21 protein-coding genes and 1 pseudogene are annotated in these 17,028 nt (G+C 32.4%); 3 read left to right on the top strand and 19 right to left on the bottom strand.

The window, feature by feature from the left end:
- Position 1: 1 nt before the first annotated feature.
- Complete coding sequence (locus tag Q1B05_RS06600; RefSeq protein ID WP_299778892.1) at positions 2-2,386, top strand: prolyl oligopeptidase family serine peptidase; 2,385 nt, start codon at positions 2-4, stop codon at positions 2,384-2,386.
- A gap of 259 nt (positions 2,387-2,645) precedes the next feature.
- Here the strand turns inward: Q1B05_RS06600 and Q1B05_RS06595 are convergent, their stop codons facing one another.
- From Q1B05_RS06595 to Q1B05_RS06510, 18 genes are all read right to left on the bottom strand, one after another.
- Entirely contained in the window at positions 2,646-3,158 is a 513-nt protein-coding gene (locus Q1B05_RS06595; RefSeq protein ID WP_299778891.1) for a hypothetical protein, read from the bottom strand.
- A gap of 135 nt (positions 3,159-3,293) precedes the next feature.
- Entirely contained in the window at positions 3,294-3,764 is a 471-nt protein-coding gene (locus Q1B05_RS06590) for a hypothetical protein (RefSeq protein ID WP_299778889.1), read from the bottom strand.
- Between the two features lie 46 nt (positions 3,765-3,810).
- Positions 3,811-4,011: a hypothetical protein gene (locus tag Q1B05_RS06585; RefSeq protein ID WP_299778887.1), complete on the bottom strand. Its 201-nt coding sequence runs from the start codon at positions 4,009-4,011 to the stop codon at positions 3,811-3,813.
- Between the two features lie 306 nt (positions 4,012-4,317).
- The gene (locus Q1B05_RS06580; protein ID WP_299778884.1) at positions 4,318-4,500 is read right to left on the bottom strand and encodes a hypothetical protein; all 183 of its coding nucleotides are present in this window, start codon (positions 4,498-4,500) and stop codon (positions 4,318-4,320) included.
- 197 nt (positions 4,501-4,697) lie between these two features.
- Positions 4,698-6,338 carry a CRTAC1 family protein gene (locus Q1B05_RS06575; protein ID WP_299778882.1) on the bottom strand — a complete coding sequence of 547 codons (1,641 nt, stop codon included), beginning with the start codon at positions 6,336-6,338 and terminating at the stop codon, positions 4,698-4,700.
- Complete coding sequence (locus tag Q1B05_RS06570; protein ID WP_299778880.1) at positions 6,335-6,997, bottom strand: DUF6796 family protein; 663 nt, start codon at positions 6,995-6,997, stop codon at positions 6,335-6,337. The genes Q1B05_RS06575 and Q1B05_RS06570 overlap by 4 nt, the downstream gene beginning before the upstream one ends.
- 168 nt (positions 6,998-7,165) lie before the next feature.
- On the bottom strand, positions 7,166-7,621 hold the full coding sequence (locus Q1B05_RS06565) for a DUF6789 family protein (RefSeq protein ID WP_299778878.1): 456 nt from the start codon (positions 7,619-7,621) through the stop codon (positions 7,166-7,168).
- Positions 7,622-7,645: 24 nt separating this feature from the next.
- The gene (locus tag Q1B05_RS06560; RefSeq protein WP_299778876.1) at positions 7,646-8,248 is read right to left on the bottom strand and encodes a YceI family protein; all 603 of its coding nucleotides are present in this window, start codon (positions 8,246-8,248) and stop codon (positions 7,646-7,648) included.
- A 72-nt stretch (positions 8,249-8,320) separates the two neighbouring features.
- Complete coding sequence (locus Q1B05_RS06555; RefSeq protein WP_299778874.1) at positions 8,321-8,881, bottom strand: sigma-70 family RNA polymerase sigma factor; 561 nt, start codon at positions 8,879-8,881, stop codon at positions 8,321-8,323.
- A gap of 224 nt (positions 8,882-9,105) precedes the next feature.
- Positions 9,106-9,504, bottom strand: a complete 399-nt coding sequence (locus Q1B05_RS06550; RefSeq protein ID WP_299778872.1) for an ACT domain-containing protein — start codon at positions 9,502-9,504, stop codon at positions 9,106-9,108.
- Between the two features lie 31 nt (positions 9,505-9,535).
- Positions 9,536-10,378, bottom strand: coding sequence for an SDR family oxidoreductase (locus tag Q1B05_RS06545; protein WP_299778870.1), 843 nt, complete (start codon positions 10,376-10,378; stop codon positions 9,536-9,538).
- 86 nt (positions 10,379-10,464) lie between these two features.
- A complete protein-coding gene (locus Q1B05_RS06540) occupies positions 10,465-11,187 on the bottom strand; it encodes an SIP domain-containing protein (RefSeq protein WP_299778867.1) in 723 nt (240 codons plus the stop codon).
- A 7-nt stretch (positions 11,188-11,194) separates the two neighbouring features.
- Entirely contained in the window at positions 11,195-11,824 is a 630-nt protein-coding gene (locus Q1B05_RS06535; protein WP_299778865.1) for a ferric reductase-like transmembrane domain-containing protein, read from the bottom strand.
- A complete protein-coding gene (locus tag Q1B05_RS06530) occupies positions 11,825-12,019 on the bottom strand; it encodes a hypothetical protein (RefSeq protein WP_299778863.1) in 195 nt (64 codons plus the stop codon).
- Position 12,020: 1 nt separating this feature from the next.
- Positions 12,021-12,470, bottom strand: a complete 450-nt coding sequence (locus tag Q1B05_RS06525) for a hypothetical protein (protein ID WP_299778861.1) — start codon at positions 12,468-12,470, stop codon at positions 12,021-12,023.
- 24 nt (positions 12,471-12,494) lie between these two features.
- Entirely contained in the window at positions 12,495-13,370 is an 876-nt protein-coding gene (locus tag Q1B05_RS06520) for a hypothetical protein (protein WP_299778859.1), read from the bottom strand.
- Between the two features lie 90 nt (positions 13,371-13,460).
- A complete protein-coding gene (locus tag Q1B05_RS06515; protein WP_299778857.1) occupies positions 13,461-14,357 on the bottom strand; it encodes an AraC family transcriptional regulator in 897 nt (298 codons plus the stop codon).
- A gap of 135 nt (positions 14,358-14,492) precedes the next feature.
- Entirely contained in the window at positions 14,493-14,858 is a 366-nt protein-coding gene (locus Q1B05_RS06510; RefSeq protein WP_299778855.1) for a helix-turn-helix domain-containing protein, read from the bottom strand.
- 119 nt (positions 14,859-14,977) lie between these two features.
- Between Q1B05_RS06510 and Q1B05_RS06505 the strand changes: the two genes are divergently transcribed.
- Positions 14,978-15,592: an NAD(P)H-dependent oxidoreductase gene (locus Q1B05_RS06505; protein WP_299778853.1), complete on the top strand. Its 615-nt coding sequence runs from the start codon at positions 14,978-14,980 to the stop codon at positions 15,590-15,592.
- A gap of 174 nt (positions 15,593-15,766) precedes the next feature.
- Positions 15,767-16,005: pseudogene (locus tag Q1B05_RS06500) on the top strand (IS110 family transposase); the annotation flags it as partial.
- Between the two features lie 44 nt (positions 16,006-16,049).
- Here Q1B05_RS06500 and Q1B05_RS06495 read toward each other — a convergent pair.
- Entirely contained in the window at positions 16,050-16,958 is a 909-nt protein-coding gene (locus tag Q1B05_RS06495) for a hypothetical protein (RefSeq protein ID WP_299778851.1), read from the bottom strand.
- Positions 16,959-17,028 lie beyond the last annotated feature (70 nt).

Raw genomic sequence — 17,028 nt, 5'->3', positions numbered from 1 at the left:
TATGCATAAAAAAATACTTCTAAGCCTACTGCTATCAGCTAGCCTTTTTGTGACTAAAGCACAAGATCACAACACATCATCACTACATATTAAACAAATTATGCAAGGCGATGCCTTTGTTGGACACTTACCGTCTAATGTACAATGGTCTGCTAATGGAAACACGATTTACTTTAATTGGAATCCGGAAAATGCCTTTAGCGATTCACTTTACGCATACCACACCAATACAAAGGATATCAATAAAGTATCTTTTGATAAGGCATACAAATTACCTGCGTCTCGCGGCACTTTCAATAGTAATAAAACTAAGAAAATATATAGCAAACATGGCGATGTGTTTCTAATGGATATTGCCTCAGGAAACAGTATACAAATTACCAATACCAAGGCTACAGAAAGTAATGTGCATTTTACAAATAACGAGCAACACGTTGCCTATGTTCAGAATAACAACTTATACACTTGGGATATCAATTCTGGAGAAACCAAACAATTAACCAACTTCACTAATAAAAAGAAGAAAGAAGACAAACGAAACGCCAAAGATGAATGGTTATACCAAGACCAATTAGGACTGTTTGATGTTTTGAAAGCACGTAAATCCAGAACAGATGAAGAAGCCCTTTTTAAGGAAAAAGAAAATCTAAAAAAACCACTGCCTATATATACAGATGGACAATCTATTAACAGTCTTAAAATAAGTCCAAACGGAAAATATATAACCTATTTAACAGTAAAAAGAGAAACAAACAAAGGTACAATTACCCCACATTACATCACAGAATCAGGCTACACAGAAGATCAAAACACACGGTCTAAAGTCGGAGATACTCCAGATACTTATCAATTACAGGTGTATGATATAGCGCACAGAAAAACATATCCTGTAGTATTAGATAATTTAGAGGGCTTAGATTACATTCCGGAATACACAAAAGAGTATCCTGACAAAGAATATAAAAATGAAAATAGAATTGGATATATCAGTGGCCCTGTTTGGAATGAAAACGGAAGCAAAGCTGTTTTAGATATCAATGCTAACGATTATAAAGACCGATGGATAGTGTTATTAAATGCTGAAGATGGTACTGTAACCAACTTAAACCACCAGCACAACAAAGCGTGGATTGCAGGCCCAGGAATTGGTGGTTATCGTGGTGGAGAACTGGGATGGATGCCTGACCAAAAAAGTATTTGGTTTCAATCGGAAGTCTCTGGATACTCACATCTATACGCATTAAATACAGTGTCTAAAAAAACAAAAACACTAACTTCTGGCGATTATGAAATTTACGATCCGTTTATGTCTAACGATAAAAAACACTGGTATTTTACGGCCAACAAAAACCATCCAGGAGATCGTCAGTTTTATTACATGCCTCTTAACGGAGGTAAGCTTACGCAACTTACAGATAAGGTTGGAAGACACGATGTCACACTTTCTCCAGATGAAACACAAATGGCTATACTATACTCCTACTCTAATAAACCAACAGAATTATTTCTGAAAAACAATCCCATATTCAGTAAAACTAAAGCAACAGCAACGCAACTTACCAAGTCGACAACCAAGGCATTTAACGCCTATAAATGGAGAGATCCAGAAAGTATTACCTTTACGGCTAATGATGGTGCTAAAGTACATGCCCGCCTTTACAACCCCAATACCACTGTAAAAAACAAAGCAGCAATAATCTTTGTGCATGGTGCAGGATATCTTCAAAACGCACATAAATGGTGGAGTCTTTATTTCCGAGAGTATATGTTTCACAATATGTTAGTCGATAATGGATATACCGTTTTAGATATCGATTACCGTGGTAGCGCAGGTTATGGTAGTACATGGCGAACAGGCATTTACCGCCATATGGGAGGCAAAGATCTTAGCGACCAAGTAGATGGCGCACAATATTTGGTAAACGAATTAGGAATTGATAAAGATAAAGTGGGTATTTACGGAGGGTCGTATGGTGGTTTTATAACATTAATGGGTATGTTTAACGAACCCGACACCTTTAAAGCTGGAGCTGCAATACGTTCTGTTGGAGACTGGGCCGCATACAACCACGGCTACACAGCCCGCATTTTAAATACTCCTGTTACAGACAGTCTTGCCTATAGAAGAAGTTCTCCTATTTACTTTGCAGATGGACTTAAAGGCGATTTATTAATTTTACACGGTATGGTAGACGATAATGTACATTTTCAAGATATGGTACGCCTATCGCAACGCCTTATTGAATTAGAAAAAACCAACTGGGAAATGGCTGTTTACCCTGTAGAAAGACATGGTTTTGTTGAGCCTAGCAGCTGGACCGATGAATATACTAGAATATTTAATTTATTTAATGAAAGTTTGCTAGACGTAAAAAATGAACGCTAAATATTTAATATGCTATTGCAGATGATAAATTAAATTTCTTTATTGCTTTACATATTAGGCAGAAAAGACAATAATTTTATATATAATAAAAGTGCGGGGGTGGTTCAGAAGTTTTTCAATACGAAAATCGGAAGAAAGCATACCCGCACTTTCTTTCTATTTGGTTAGGTTTTAAAAATAGATGGTTTTGATATAGTGACTTTCAAGTTGGTTATTATTAGTCAATTTCTCTTTATCTATAGTAAATTCGAATTGGTTTTTATTCTATCTCTTTTCTAACCCATGCATTTAACTCCTCAGGGCTTAGTTTAATCAATTTTTCAACTTTATTATCTTTTTTAATTCCTTTACCTTTATTTGCAGAATAAACTTTCATAAGACTTTTAAATCCCGCTATATTCGATTTGATTACATCTTCTTTTTCTGATGGGTTTTCAATTGCAAATTTTGTCCAACCTCCGAGAAACGATGTTAATAGTTCTGGATTTTTTTCAGTTAAATCTATTTGAAACGCTTGCAAACCAATTGTAATTGTTGGCGTATCCATAATCCATTTCATAACAAAAACACGGGTATGTTCTCTTTTCGTTACGTGCTCTTCAACACTAGTATTTTCAAGCCAATTAATCGCTTTTAAAACATCTTTCTCATATTTAATATAATCAGATTCCTGCTCTAATTTTATGTTTTGAGGAATTTCAAAATCCTGAGCAATTAGCATTTGAGTTGTTAAAACAAAAATTGTAATTGCAATAAATTTGATGTTTTTCATAATGTTTAATTTTTAATTTTTAATTAAATAGCGTATAACGTTTTGTTTGTAAGGATATTTTTGGGTTAATAAACAACGTTTTTGTTTAAGTAAAACATTAGTGTTTTCATATACAGTATTAGCTGTATACACTGTTTAGTGTATTGTGGCCTCCCACACCTTTTGAATCTTGTTTAGAGTAATAAAAAAAGGTATTAGTAAAGCTATTTCTAACCGAATTGTAAGATTAAAACCATCTTGAAAAAATGGTAAAACTAGCATAGAGATTACACAAAGAACAATTCCAATTATTGCATCTATTTTTCCAATTTTAATAGCAATATCGCTTTCAAACCACAATAAAAAAGCCGTAAAACCTTTAAAAACACCTACAGAAATCACAAGTAATCCATTCAATGAAAAGGGTTCATTTGATTCAAATCCATAAAAAGCTAAGTCAGGTTTTATATTTGTAAACCCTAGAAATAAACAAACAAAAGACAAAAGACCGAAGAACATAAAAATCCAACAGAACACTTTAATCCACCATGGAAGTAACTGTCTTCTGCGTGTATTAATCTTTTCAAATGCTTCAAAAGAGTTTTCGGTTAAGTTCGTGTCTTCCATATTTTGAAATTAATGCTAATTTGTTTTCTACTATTTGTTTAGTTGGTTATTCCTCCATGTTTTTCTTTGAATCGATTAACTCAATTAATTTTGTAAGTGAGTCTTTAATTTTGTCAGATTCACTCTTTTTAAGCATCAATTCTGCTTTCTTTTTCATTCCGCTATAATCTGCGTCAGGATAAAGTTTAATCAGTTGAGTAAAGTACTTATCTATTCTGCTAATAACAATTAGCCATATTGAGAACAAAAAAAAGCAAACCTCTTTACTACAACTAAACATCTAACTATTAGCATAGATCTATTCAATAAATATATTATTTAATTAACTTTTATTATTACGGTTTTCCCGTAAATAGGGAAATTAAATAAGAAGATTTCCAGTTAGTATTTCTGAAATTAAAAGGGGAATATTAAATCTCTAATAAAAGCAATATGATGAATAAATTAGAATAACTATTAACCAAAATTTTGAAATAGCAGAATCAGGATTATTTAAGAGGATATTTATAGAAGTACTTTAAAAGAAATAATTGGTTTTACGACTGTAATTGGCTTAGAACCGCTTTAATTTTATCAGGTAGGCTTTTGTAATAATTAGAGTTGTAAAAATAGATAATGAAATAAAACACATAGGTATTCCTGTAGAGGTTTTAGGACATTCTATAATTTCTGAGACTTGCATTATTGTTCCATAAAAAGCAATTAAAAAAGCAATTGCCGTCCCTATAAAATACATATAATTACTCAATTTTAATAGATGGGCAATTAAAGGTATTATAAAACAGAGCATTATAATATAACACGCTGGTATATCAAGTATTTTGGGGCAAATAGAAGTGTTTACATATTCATTATAAACTAAAGGGCTTGCCCCAAAAATACTTAATATAAAAAGAAGTATTAAAAGTGTATGTAATACTTGTTTTAAACGCACTACTCTTGACTTAAATTGGTAGTTGGTATAGAATCTGAAACTTTCGGAATTGTTAAAAGTGTATTTGTTTTTGGGGCTAAAAATGTGTATTCGCTTCCACCAATATATCTTACTACAACCTGCTGCACTTGGTCTTTACCTAAACCAAAATGTAAGGTAGCCGATTGATCGCTTGTTAATCCTTCTCCAACAATAAAATCTTCTGTTATTTTTTTACCACCAGTAGTTATAACTTCTACTTTAGCGCCTAAATTCTTGGCATTATCATCCAATTTTACTTTAATAAAATTATTCTTACCTCCTTTGTTTATATAGGCTAAAACAGGCGACCCTATGTTTACCCAAACTAGGTCTAAATAACCATCTGTATTAAAATCACTTACCAACGGTGTTATTGCATAATTAGGATTTACTATGCCACTTTTTTCTTCTGTAGACACAAAAGTATGGTCTTCTTTTTGAACCAAAAATCGACCTGGTAATTTAAAAACTTTATGAGGTGGAAAATCAATGTAATTTTCGGCTACAATCAATTCTTGTAATCCATCATTATTCATGTCTGCAAATACAGCTCCCCATGAAAATTCAAAATCTTTAATTTGTGTTTTTTCGGCTACATCTTCAAAGACAAAGTGTCCTTTATTCTCGAAAAATATCCAATCAGAATTAAAAAGACTCTTGTCTTCAATATTTCCACTTGCTAAAAAGTGAGGCACTGTTGATCCCGTATTTGAAAACATAAAATCGACTAAACCATCATTATTATAATCTCCTACAGCTATACCCATTGGATAACCAAATGTGTTGGTCGATGGGTTTTCTTTCTTTTCAAAAGTTCCATCGCCTTTATTTTTGTAGGTTCTAATTTCACCAGTATCATATGCAATAACCAAATCTAACCAAGTATCATTATCAATATCAATCAATATCCCCATAAATGTATTATGCAAATATTCTAACCCGGCTTCAATGGTTGTATTTTTAAAAGTATGGTCTCCGTTATTGATAAGTAAAAGACTTTGAGGACCGTAATTTTCACTGAAATTATTTTGTCCAACCATTTGTTTTTTTCTAATATAATTGGCTACAAAAATATCGGTAAATCCATCTTTATTAACATCTCCTAAAGTTAAACCTAATGGTGTGGCATTATCTGCCAAATCATACTCTAATATCTTGGGTGTGAATTTTCCGTTGGTATTATAATAAATCACGATACCATCTTCTCTAGACAGAATTAAATCGGTAAATCCATTGTTATCTAAATCGGTTGAAGCCCCACTTAAAGTTGTACTATGCTCTTTTATAGGAAGCCCTACACTTTTAGATATCGAAACAAATTTTCCTGCTTTATAACTAAATATTTCATCTTGCTGATTGTATCCTCCACCTAAAAACAATTCATCTACACCATCATTATCAATATCTATTAATACAGATGCTGTAACAGGCAAAGATTCTGTGCCGTTAAATTGATGTGTAAAATCGATAGGAATTTCTTTAAATGTGGGTATTAAAGACTCTGCTATTGTATTTTTATAAGGATTATTCCTATCTGTACTAAATTTAACGGCTACACTAATTATAATTAATACAATTAGAGCTAAAACACCTCCTAAAATTTTTTTTACTTTGCTCATACTGATGGTTGATTTACGTTTTTAAATTGATATAATGATAAACTAAATAATATAAAATGAACCACGTTCATTGCAATGGGTGCTATGTATTTTCCTATTTGAGGTGCTATAAAATATATAGCAAATACAAAAAGTAATAAAACTATGGGGTTAAAAATGGCCATCCATTTTTTATAATAGGTCCCTCCTTTTAATATGGTAATACTAAAAAATATAGAAAGTAAAAGGATTATGACTCTTAAAACCTGAACAAGAGATTCGCTAATTAAGGTATAATTGTCTAGTATTTTTTGATAGATATTGGCATCAATGTCGTTTTGAAGATGAACAATTGTGCCTAAAAAGGCTCTAGAAGTAATCCAAAAACCACCAATAGTAAAAGCAAAAACACCTAAGCCAAAAACAATAGCGGCTAATTTTTTATTTCCGTGTTCTAACATTTTATAAATATGGTAATACCCCACAAAATAGAAAGGAATAGCAAATACCGTTAAAAAATGTCCTGTTATTAAATGGTCTCTTGATACAAACTGAAAAAACTGATAATTGTCTGCATTACCTATAATTTGCGGACTATAATGAAGAAAAAACTCTCCTATTCCAACAATACTACTTGCCAAAAGTCCAAATAAACCGGCCAAAAATATTTTACCTCTCATGTCATTAATTATTTTTGTTTGTAAGAACGTTAAAGGTCTTATCTACTTATTGTTATATTTTATATGTGTTTCGTTTTAAATAACGATATGCATAATGAAACATTGAAACGGTTCAAGTTTACACCTGAACCGTGATTATGTTTATATAATACCATATTCTTTTATGTTCTATCTTGTTTTAGTTTGGCAACTCCCACTATTACAATAAGTGTCTCCTACTGTTTTAGCAACTGCCATTCCAAAAATAATATGCCCCATTAAACCGCCTATAGCTGTTAAAACCTTAGAGCCTTCCATTTCTGGCATTGGCATCATCATGCCCATTAGTGCCATCATAACTTGTGCAGCTACAAAAGCAATAACTCCAAATACGGCACCTTTTATCCAAACATTTTTAATTTTATGCTTAAAAATGCACAAATAGGTATAAACAAAAGCAAACATTATTCCAATTACAAAGTGCATGATCCAACCTATAAAAACGGGCATTCCTAACATTCCTGATAGCATTTTTGGTGGAGACATTTTAGGCATTCCCAGCATTGGAGCAATCATCATCACTATGGTCATTATAGCTGTACCTATAATTCCAGCTACTATTGATTTTTGAATTTTTGTATTCATAATATATTATTTATGTAATGTTATTTATTTTTTACGATTTAATTCCATTGGAATATGTATTTTCACTTCATCACCAACAACCATAGTAGCAGCCCAATCTCCTGTTCCAACTCCGTAATCTGTTCTGTCAATTGTAGTATCAATAACAACTCCTAAAATAAGAGTGTTTTTCATCATTGGATGCTCCATCTCTCCTGTTATTTTCAAAGGAAGTACAACAACTTTAGTTTGATCTTTAATTGTTAATTTTCCGTAAATTAAATACTCTTTATCAGATTTTTTCTCAAATTTAGTCGATGTAAAAGTCATTTTATTGTAAGTCTTTGCATCAAAGAAATCTGCCGATTGTAAATGCTTATCACGCTTGGCATCATCTGTATTTATGCTATTAATAGCTACTGAAAAATCGGCTTTGCTTCCTGTTAAATTGTTTGGATCGAAATGTATATTTCCGTCAAAATCTTTAAATTTTCCTGTTACAGCCGTAAAAAAGTGATTGATTGAAAAATTAACAGACGTATGCGCCTTATCTACTTTCCACATTGTTGCTTCTTGAGCGTTTACTGAAAGTGTACTAAAAGCTGTAATAGCTATTACTAAAATTATTGTTCTAATTGTTGAAATCATTGTTTTTAATATGTAAAGGTTATGATAGTCAAAATGAACTATCTATACCTTTATACCAATCATCTCAAAAAATCACCCAAGTGAACTATTTTTTTTTAATATATCTTCTTTCTCTTTAACTTTTCGTATTTGCTCAACACATTTATGCTTCTGATTTTGAGCATTATGACGTGTAGAATAGCCGTAATCTTTTTGAATTTGTTCTATGGCTTTTTCTTTAAAAAACATATCGTGAATAAGTCTATTGCAATGGTCTGTAATTTTAAGAAGATAGCCTTTTAACTTTTCTGAATATGTTTTTTCGGCTTCAATAGAGTCATTAATGGCGTCTTGGAACTCTAAAGACTGCATATCATCAATAGATAATTGGAAGTTTGTATTGCGTAGTTTTTTAAACCATAAGTTTTTACAAATGGCATAGACATAGGTGTCTATTGAAGCAGTGAGCTGAAAATTGTCTTGTCGAAGTTTTTCTACAAGTACCATCATTGCCTCTTGAAATAAGTCTTCTGCATCGGCTTGATTTCCGCTGTTGTTTTGAACAAATCTTGAAATCTTACCATAATTATCTCGGTATAATTTACCAAATGCAAAGTTATTTTCAGTCTTTAAGTCGGTTAAAACGTTATCCATATTCCATATGTCGTGTTGTTCTTAAATTACCTACAATAATTTTGTATAAGATTAGTTGCATGGCTTAAGTACTAAAGTTAACAAATAAATTATAAATAGAAATTAATTTAATGCAGAGACGTTTTGTTTATCTCTCCCATTTCTTTGAGTAGTTTCTATAACATATATTGAATAATTTTTCCAAGCTTATTGCATTCAAGATTTATAGATATGTGGTATAGTAATTATTGCTTTTCAGATAATTCCAACAACACCTTCATGGCTTTTTCCGCATCTTTTTTATCTACAAAAATATGGTCGTGATAATATCCCGCAATAACGTTGCAGCTCATGCCATGCTTCCCCAATGTTGTTGAAAAAACAGCAGTCAAACCTACTGCGTCAAGCGATGAATGAATCATAAGTGTAATCCAAGAGGCAATATAGTCGTAATTTAAGTTTAGCTGGTCTGCTTTTTCTTTTCTAATAACAATAGTTGTTCCTTCCTGTTCTTTAAATTCACATATTGTATCGTTGCGGTCAATAAAACTAAGATCTTGTATTGTAGAAAAGACATAGTCGCCTGCATTTAGTTTTGGCGTCATGCCTTTTAATAATTCAGATAAATTTGTTTCTCCAGCCATTTTAATTCGTGTGTTTTCGTTTTTTAAATGCCTATTGAAAGGCTTTTATTATCTCTAAAGTAGATTGATGTGGTCTTCCTGTCGCTTTTTCAAAATCGGACCGCACATCATTCGCGCCGTTTCTAATACCTTCGTAAATCCCTGCAATCACGGTGCCTAAAAAGTCACCTAATTCGTTTTTTCGCTCTTCCAAATAAGCATCAACCGAAACAGAATGATATACTAAATTTGTATTGTAAACAGCATTCATATACGTTGCCAATTGCGATTGTGTGATGGCATCGCCTACAAGATTGTAAGTCTGCCCATTATGTTTGTCCTCTAGCAACATATGTGCATAAGCCGTCGCCAGTTCGTCTCGACTCGTATAGGTACATTTACCATTGCCAGCACAATTTCTAATTTCACCGTCTTTTACATAAGTATCTATATACTCTAAATCGGGTTCTATATAAATACCGTTTCTACCAATTACCCATTCTAATCCCGAATTCCGAACATCTAATTCGGTTTGCCTATTGGATTGCACAATCGGACTAAACGCATTGTGTTCTTCGTCGCCAATAATACTGGTATACACTATTTTTTTAACACCATTCGCTTTAGCGGCTTCGATAACATTGCGATGCTGTTGGATTCTTTTTTGAGGTTCGTCCATGCCAGACAATAGCATAACCACATCTATTCCTTTTAAAGAGGCTTCTAAATCTTGTGGTTTATTATAATCGCCTTTCCGTATTTCTACACCTAAATGCTTTGCTTTTTCTGGAGTTCGAGCAAGGCCAATTATATGGTCTGCTCCTATTTGGGTGTGTAATTTTTTTATAATTGAAGATCCCAATTTACCGCTTGCCGATGTTACTGCTATAGTCATAATCTATGTTTTTTATGATGTCATTTATTATTTTAATGGATATACGAAACGACCACTTTTTCACTACAATAAAAGTGTGAAGCGTTTTATTCCAACCCTCTTTTATCAGGATTCCAGAACGGTTTCGTTTTTATTTGTTTGGTATTCCACTGTAATTCATTCTTGAAATAGGCATTCAAAGCCACACAAACTCTACTGTCACCCGCAATATAAACCATTCTATTTCCTTTCAACTTGGGTGTCATGTCGTTTACTAATTTCAAAATGGCTGCTATGGCATTTGGCTTTAAATTATAAAAATTAAATGGATTTGAGCCGTCTGTATCTTCAAATACATGATTTAAATCACTGTAAATAATACTTTCCACCTGCTTCTCTGGCAAATGTCTATTAAGCATATACAAATGAGACAATGCCGATACATCACCAATCATTAGATAACTATCTGCGGTTTGGTCTAATAAGAAATTCCCTTTTTTCCATTTAAAATATACCGTTTCGCCTAGTTTACAACTCGAAACCCAATGTGCACCAATGCCGCGGCTTTCTGTAGCAATAGCCAAGTCTATAGTCCCTTTGGTGTTGTCAATATCCCAAACACTATAACTTCGTACCTTATCTTTCATGGCTAGGGTATCATTATCAATGCCTACACCTAATCTTAAAAAATATCCTGGCTCAAAATCTGCGGTTTTAAAACGCTCGCTTTTAAGTTGAATGTTATAAACCGATGCCGATAATTGGCCTTTCTCACTAATACTAGCGGTTTCTAAAACGACCTTTTTTAATATATTTTCTATTATGCTCATTATAAAATTAATGCGTTAATCCTTGTTTTCGTTTGCGTCTTTCTAAGAATTTATCTCTAACGATTGGCATTCTAACCACAAAACCTAAACTCACAATAACCGCATAAATAATCCATGTTTTATCGAGAATGGCAACGTGGAGTAAACTTAAACCAACAGCAACATACGCTAAGCTTTGTAGTTTTTTCCAGTTCTTTTTTAATCGTTTCATTGATTTTCTGTTAGATGTAATAAGCAGTGGAATAAGTATTAAAACAGCGATACCTCCAGCGATATAATTAAATTGTGTAAAGGTTTCTAAGAAGCCTTCGGCCGATATAAAAATTATAAAATGCAGGATGCTCCATATAGCCGTAGCGATTCCCATAGCTTGCCTAACAAAAAGATGTTGTATTCCGAAAATTATAAAAACTGGGGTTAACGTTAATACGGCTGTCATCCACCGGATCGCAAACTCACCTGAAATATGATATAGCATATCTAGTGTAGTCTGCTCGTCACCTATAGTGTTTTCAACTAATGAAATTGAGAGTCCGTTACCAACATCTACCTGAATCATTTTACTAATGATAAGCATAGGTAATAAGGCCAATAGGCTCACAATCATCCAGCCGTAATTTCGTTTTAAAAAGTCCATTTATTGTATTCTTAAAGTGTCTAACTCCTGCTCTAAAGCCTCGGCTTTAGCTTTAAATTTTTGCATCGCTTTCTTAAGCTGACCCACTTTTTTTATAAGTTCATCGTCTTGTAAAGCGACATAAGTGGTTTGTCCGTTTGCTTCTTTTATTACTGATTTGCCTCCACATGTTGGGCAATTTGCTACTGTACTCATATTATTTAGATGTTTTTAAATGATCGATAACTCCTGTTAAAAAAACCGTTTTTAATGGTCTATCAGGCTGATTTTCATATCCCACAATTATCGAAGTATGGATTATCATTTTATCTAAGTCGAAGATAATAGTTAGATAATCTTTTAGCCCCGTTTCGTGCCAATTTACGAGATAGAGGTTTTCTCCAATTTTACGAGAACGGTACGGAATATCTGAATTCCCTTTCCCTGTTCTTGGTCCGCTTATCCATTCATATTGGGCTTTACCTTTGTCAAACGCCATATGCAAGGCTTTCCCGTCTTGGTACTGAAAATTTAACGAATAACCATCCATATAATGTTCTGGAGTATTAAACTGAAATTTAGCATCTTCTGTTGTTTGTGTTTGCGCAAAACCTTGTCCGATACCAATGACAAGAAGACAAATTAATGTGACTAATTTTGATTTCATTTTATTCTGATTTAAAAGTTATAATTAAAAATTAAATTTTCCGTTGTTGTTTTTTCGTTCAGATTCTGGCAAGATGGTTTCAATGGTATCCCAATGTTCTGCGATTTTTCCGTTTTCTACGCGGAACAAATCATAAAAAGATGTTGGTATACCTGCAAAAGTACCTTCGCTAACAGTTAACACAAAATTACCTTCACCTAACACCATATGATTTTTGTTTATCACCATAGTAATGCCTTGTTTTGCCATGTCCTCTAGCGCTTTCCCCAAACCAGAAACTCCATCACCAATCCTTGTATTATGCTGTATGTAGTTGTCGCCATCAAAATAGTTGTACATTTTATCGAACTCCCCATCAATTAAAACAGTATTTACAAAGTCTTTTACCAAGGCTTTGTTTTGTTCTGTTTTATCTAAATCTATAACCGCTGTAACACCGTCCGATTGCGTTCTTCCACTTGGATTTGTAGGCGCTAAATCTGAAAAATTATCCCAATGTTCTATAATCTGACCGTTTTCAAATTTAAAGATGTCGAACCCTATTTTCGGTCCGAAAAAGTCGTATTCTGTATGCGTAATCGCATAATTCCCATCTTGAAAAGCACGCACTACATTGGCTTTAAATCCGCCTTCTGGAGCATGATGTAAGACGTCACCAAAACCTTTCAACCCATCGGCAACGGCAAGATTGTGTTGGGTGTAGTGCGTTGGATTAATATAGGCAATAGTCGATTTATCGCCAGTTTCTAAACTTGTAATTAAAGCTTTCGCTTTGTCTTTATTTGATTTTACTGAGGTCGTTTCCATCTTTTCTAAGTTGTTATTGATTTGCTGTTGACTTTGTGCATGGCTAATAGTTGTTAAAAGCACAACAGCAACCGTTGTAATGATGTGTTTCATGTTCTTGGGTTTAATTATGGTACAAAGATGAAACAACTACAGCGTGTAGAAAAGATGAAAACCGGTGTTAAAATGGTTAAAGTTGAACCATTACCGTTTTATAAGTGAATTTATAAACTCTTTTGGGGTTAATCCTGTGTTTTTCTTGAAATATTTAGTGAAGTTGGTAGGATCTTCAAACCCTAAACGATAGGCCAATTCTGAACTTTTCATGCTAGAATTGATTAGGTTTCTTTTCGCTTGAAGAATAATATAATCATCAATAACATGTTTTGCCGTTTTATTAACCAGTTCTCTACAAACGGTATTTAAATGCTTGTAGGATATGGCCAATTCTTTGGCGTAAAAACTAGCATTCCTACTTTTTGATAGGTTTAATTCTATTAGCGAAGTGAATTTATGAAATAGGTTAACTTTTGAAGCATCCTTAATATGAAAGGTTTGGTGTTGCTTAATATCTTCAGCTTTAGATATTAAAATAGTAAACAACGCATTAATAATATTTTTCTGATTAAAAGAGCCAGACGCGTTATATTCTTTCTGCAAAAGATAAAAATAATCTATAAAATCTGAAGTTTTAGGAATCTGTGATATGGGAGAAAAAAGTTGCGGATTAAATAATCTGAACACAAAATCTTTAGACAAGTTAGAAAAACAATCCACAAAATAAGCTTCGGTAAAAATGATACAAAACCCTTTTAGTGTTTCTGAAAATTCGAAGGCATTAACTTGTTCTTTGGTTAAATACACTAAACTATTTTGTTGTACTGGAAACCAACTAAAATCGATAAAATGTCTTCCAGTGCCTGCTGTAAAAAAAATGAGATTGTAAAACTTAAGCTGATGCGGCAATTCTGGATTATGACTCCCCCTATTTTTAAATTTTGCAATTTTTTCAATAGGCACAATTTCAAAACCGAAATTTTTAGAGATTTCAGAATCGAGTTTTTCAGGATTAAATGTAACAGATGGAATGTCTTTTGTCATACTACCTACAGTAATAATTGGTGACTTGGTTAAGCATCTAATGTAGCAAATAAATCACAGATAGAATATTCCGCAGGAATGTTCGTAAGTAGGCGAAAACCAACCATTAATTATATATGGTATTAGGCATAGTTGCTATTCATTCCTTATTTTGTTTCTATGGGTTAATCCCCAATCTCTCATTGTTGCTATGACTTTATCTAATGATTTTCCATAATCGGTAAGACTATATTCTACAGAAACAGGCATAGTGTTAAATACCGCTCTGCTTATTAATCCATTTATTTCTAACTCCTTTAATTCCTTGGATAACATTCTAGGGGTTATGCCTTCAATTTGACGTTCTAATTCTTTAAATCTATGAATTTTAAAAGAAAGTGCTATAATAATAGGCAATCTCCATTTCCCTCCAATTATGTCTATAACATCTCGAACAGGAAGAATAAATTTTTTACATTCTGTGGGTGTATAAATACTCGTGTCACTCTTTTTTTTGTTCATTTTCAGATTTACTTTAACAATACACTATACTAAAGGATACTGATATACTTTAGTATAGTGCTATATTTTGTATAGCAAATTTAGTATAAATTTGTTCATAATAATAAAAGAACATTTAAATGAAAAAAACATTAATTCTAAGCTACACGCCAAGAGAGAATTCAAATACAAAAAAAATGCTTGATTTTTTTATAGAAAATAATCAAGAAAAAACAGAAATCACATTTGTTGATTTAGCAGAGGAAGCTCCAGATTTGTTATTAAAAGAAAATTTGAATCTTTATGTCAATAGAAATTTTGGTGGCGCAGCACTTACAGATGAACAACAGAAAGTGTTAGCTAAAAACGATAAAATGATGCAACAATTATTAGATACAGATTTTGTTGTCTTGGCCAGCCCTATGTATAATTTTTCAATACCTGCAACAGTAAAAGCTTGGTTTGATGCTGTTATACAGGCCGGAAAGACTTTTGGATATACTGAAACTGGTATTAAAGGGTTATGTGAAGATACAAAAGCTTTGATATTAATGACAAGTGGAAGTGATTTTGGAATGGAACCTTACAAAAGTGTGAATTTTGCAACTCCTTTTTTAATAACGGCTTTTGATTTTCTTGGGATTCCCGCTGAGGCTATCAATAAGTTTGGGATGATACAGTATGCAGACAAATCAGATCAAATGATAGCGGAAGCTATAATAGATATAAAAAGAATAAGTGATAAATGGTATTAATTCGGATTAACTTTAGTTACGTTTATAATAGTATGCTAAATAAGTCTTTCCCTTTTCGGTCTAAGCATTTAATTTAGTTCTGATAAGGGAATGTCTAGTCCTGAAATATGGCTACAGGTTAAAATTGCTTTTAGGCAGATAATTGATATACCCTATTTGGTGTTTTATAATCTAAAGATAAATGAAATGGTATGTCTATGTATAGATTAATTGCTTTTTTTGCGGCACTTTAATGCTTGTAAACCCAATAAGTATATGTCGGGAACTTAATGAGCGCATAGTTGCCAAAGGAAAGAGTAAAAAATTAGCATTAATAGCCGTGTGTAATACCCTCACTAAAACAGGCTTTTGCCATAGCCAAATCAGGATTAACCTATGATAATAATTATAGAAGTGTTTTAGTGGAAAATTAATGCCTTTTTACTTGTTTTTTACCACAGTACGTTGTACACAGTTTTTATTGGTTCGTTGAATATAAAATATATGGAAACTCTTCCTCGTCCATATCAGAATAGCTTTCTAAAACATTTGAATTAAAGAAATTAAAAAGATATTCATTTGTGAATTCGTTACCATTTACATTATTTTCGTTTTTTTCAATAACTTTTGTTACATTATTCTCAGATAAATATGCTGGTCCGATGTATGGCATAAAAACTGAAACTGCAATAAAAAGGTCTTTATATGGATTCTCTTTATTATCGTAGAAATATTTATAAGTATAACTGTAATTAATTCCACTTGTGTGTTCTACTCTCGTAACGTTTGAAAAAGTAGAATCATAGTAAAATTTTTGGTGTCCAAAACTAACATCAAAACCTCTTCCTCGATGGTCATTATAAATTTCCTTGATTTTTCCGTTTGGATAATAACCAAAGTAGTTTTCCTCAACGAAATAGTCGTTATCCATAAAAATACTTTTTAGAAGTCCATTATTGTTGTAGTTAAATGTGTAAGTTTTTATAACTTCATATTCATTACAAAGATTAGTTCTTGTTGACACAATTGACTCAATAAGATTCTCAAGATTGTAATGGAAGACAAAAATATTCTTTTCACAGCCTGAATAATGTGGTAAATAAAAAGTCATTTTAGAAAGTCTGTTTGTGTCTTCTATATATTCAAATTCCCAATATCTTTCCGCTGGTTCAGGAAAGTTATCAAACATTTGTCGTAAAATATTTTGAATATTTTTATCAAAACTTCCTTTTGCAATATCATTTAATATAGTTTCAGGCTCTTCTAATTCAAAGCCTAATTCAGCGTGTGTTAAAGGACTGTTGTCTATTTCAATTGATTCATATCCATCATCTTTGTCACATCCAAAAAAGATAGTCAGAATTAACAGTGTTAATATTTTTTTCATTTTCGTAGTCAAATTGTGTACAACGTTTTGTGTATAAAATTTTGCGTGTTTGTGTGCGAGGATTTTCCGC

The organism is uncultured Formosa sp. (genome assembly GCF_947500765.1).
GTDB lineage: Bacteria > Bacteroidota > Bacteroidia > Flavobacteriales > Flavobacteriaceae > Formosa.
This window is presented reverse-complemented; position numbering and strand designations above follow the sequence as displayed.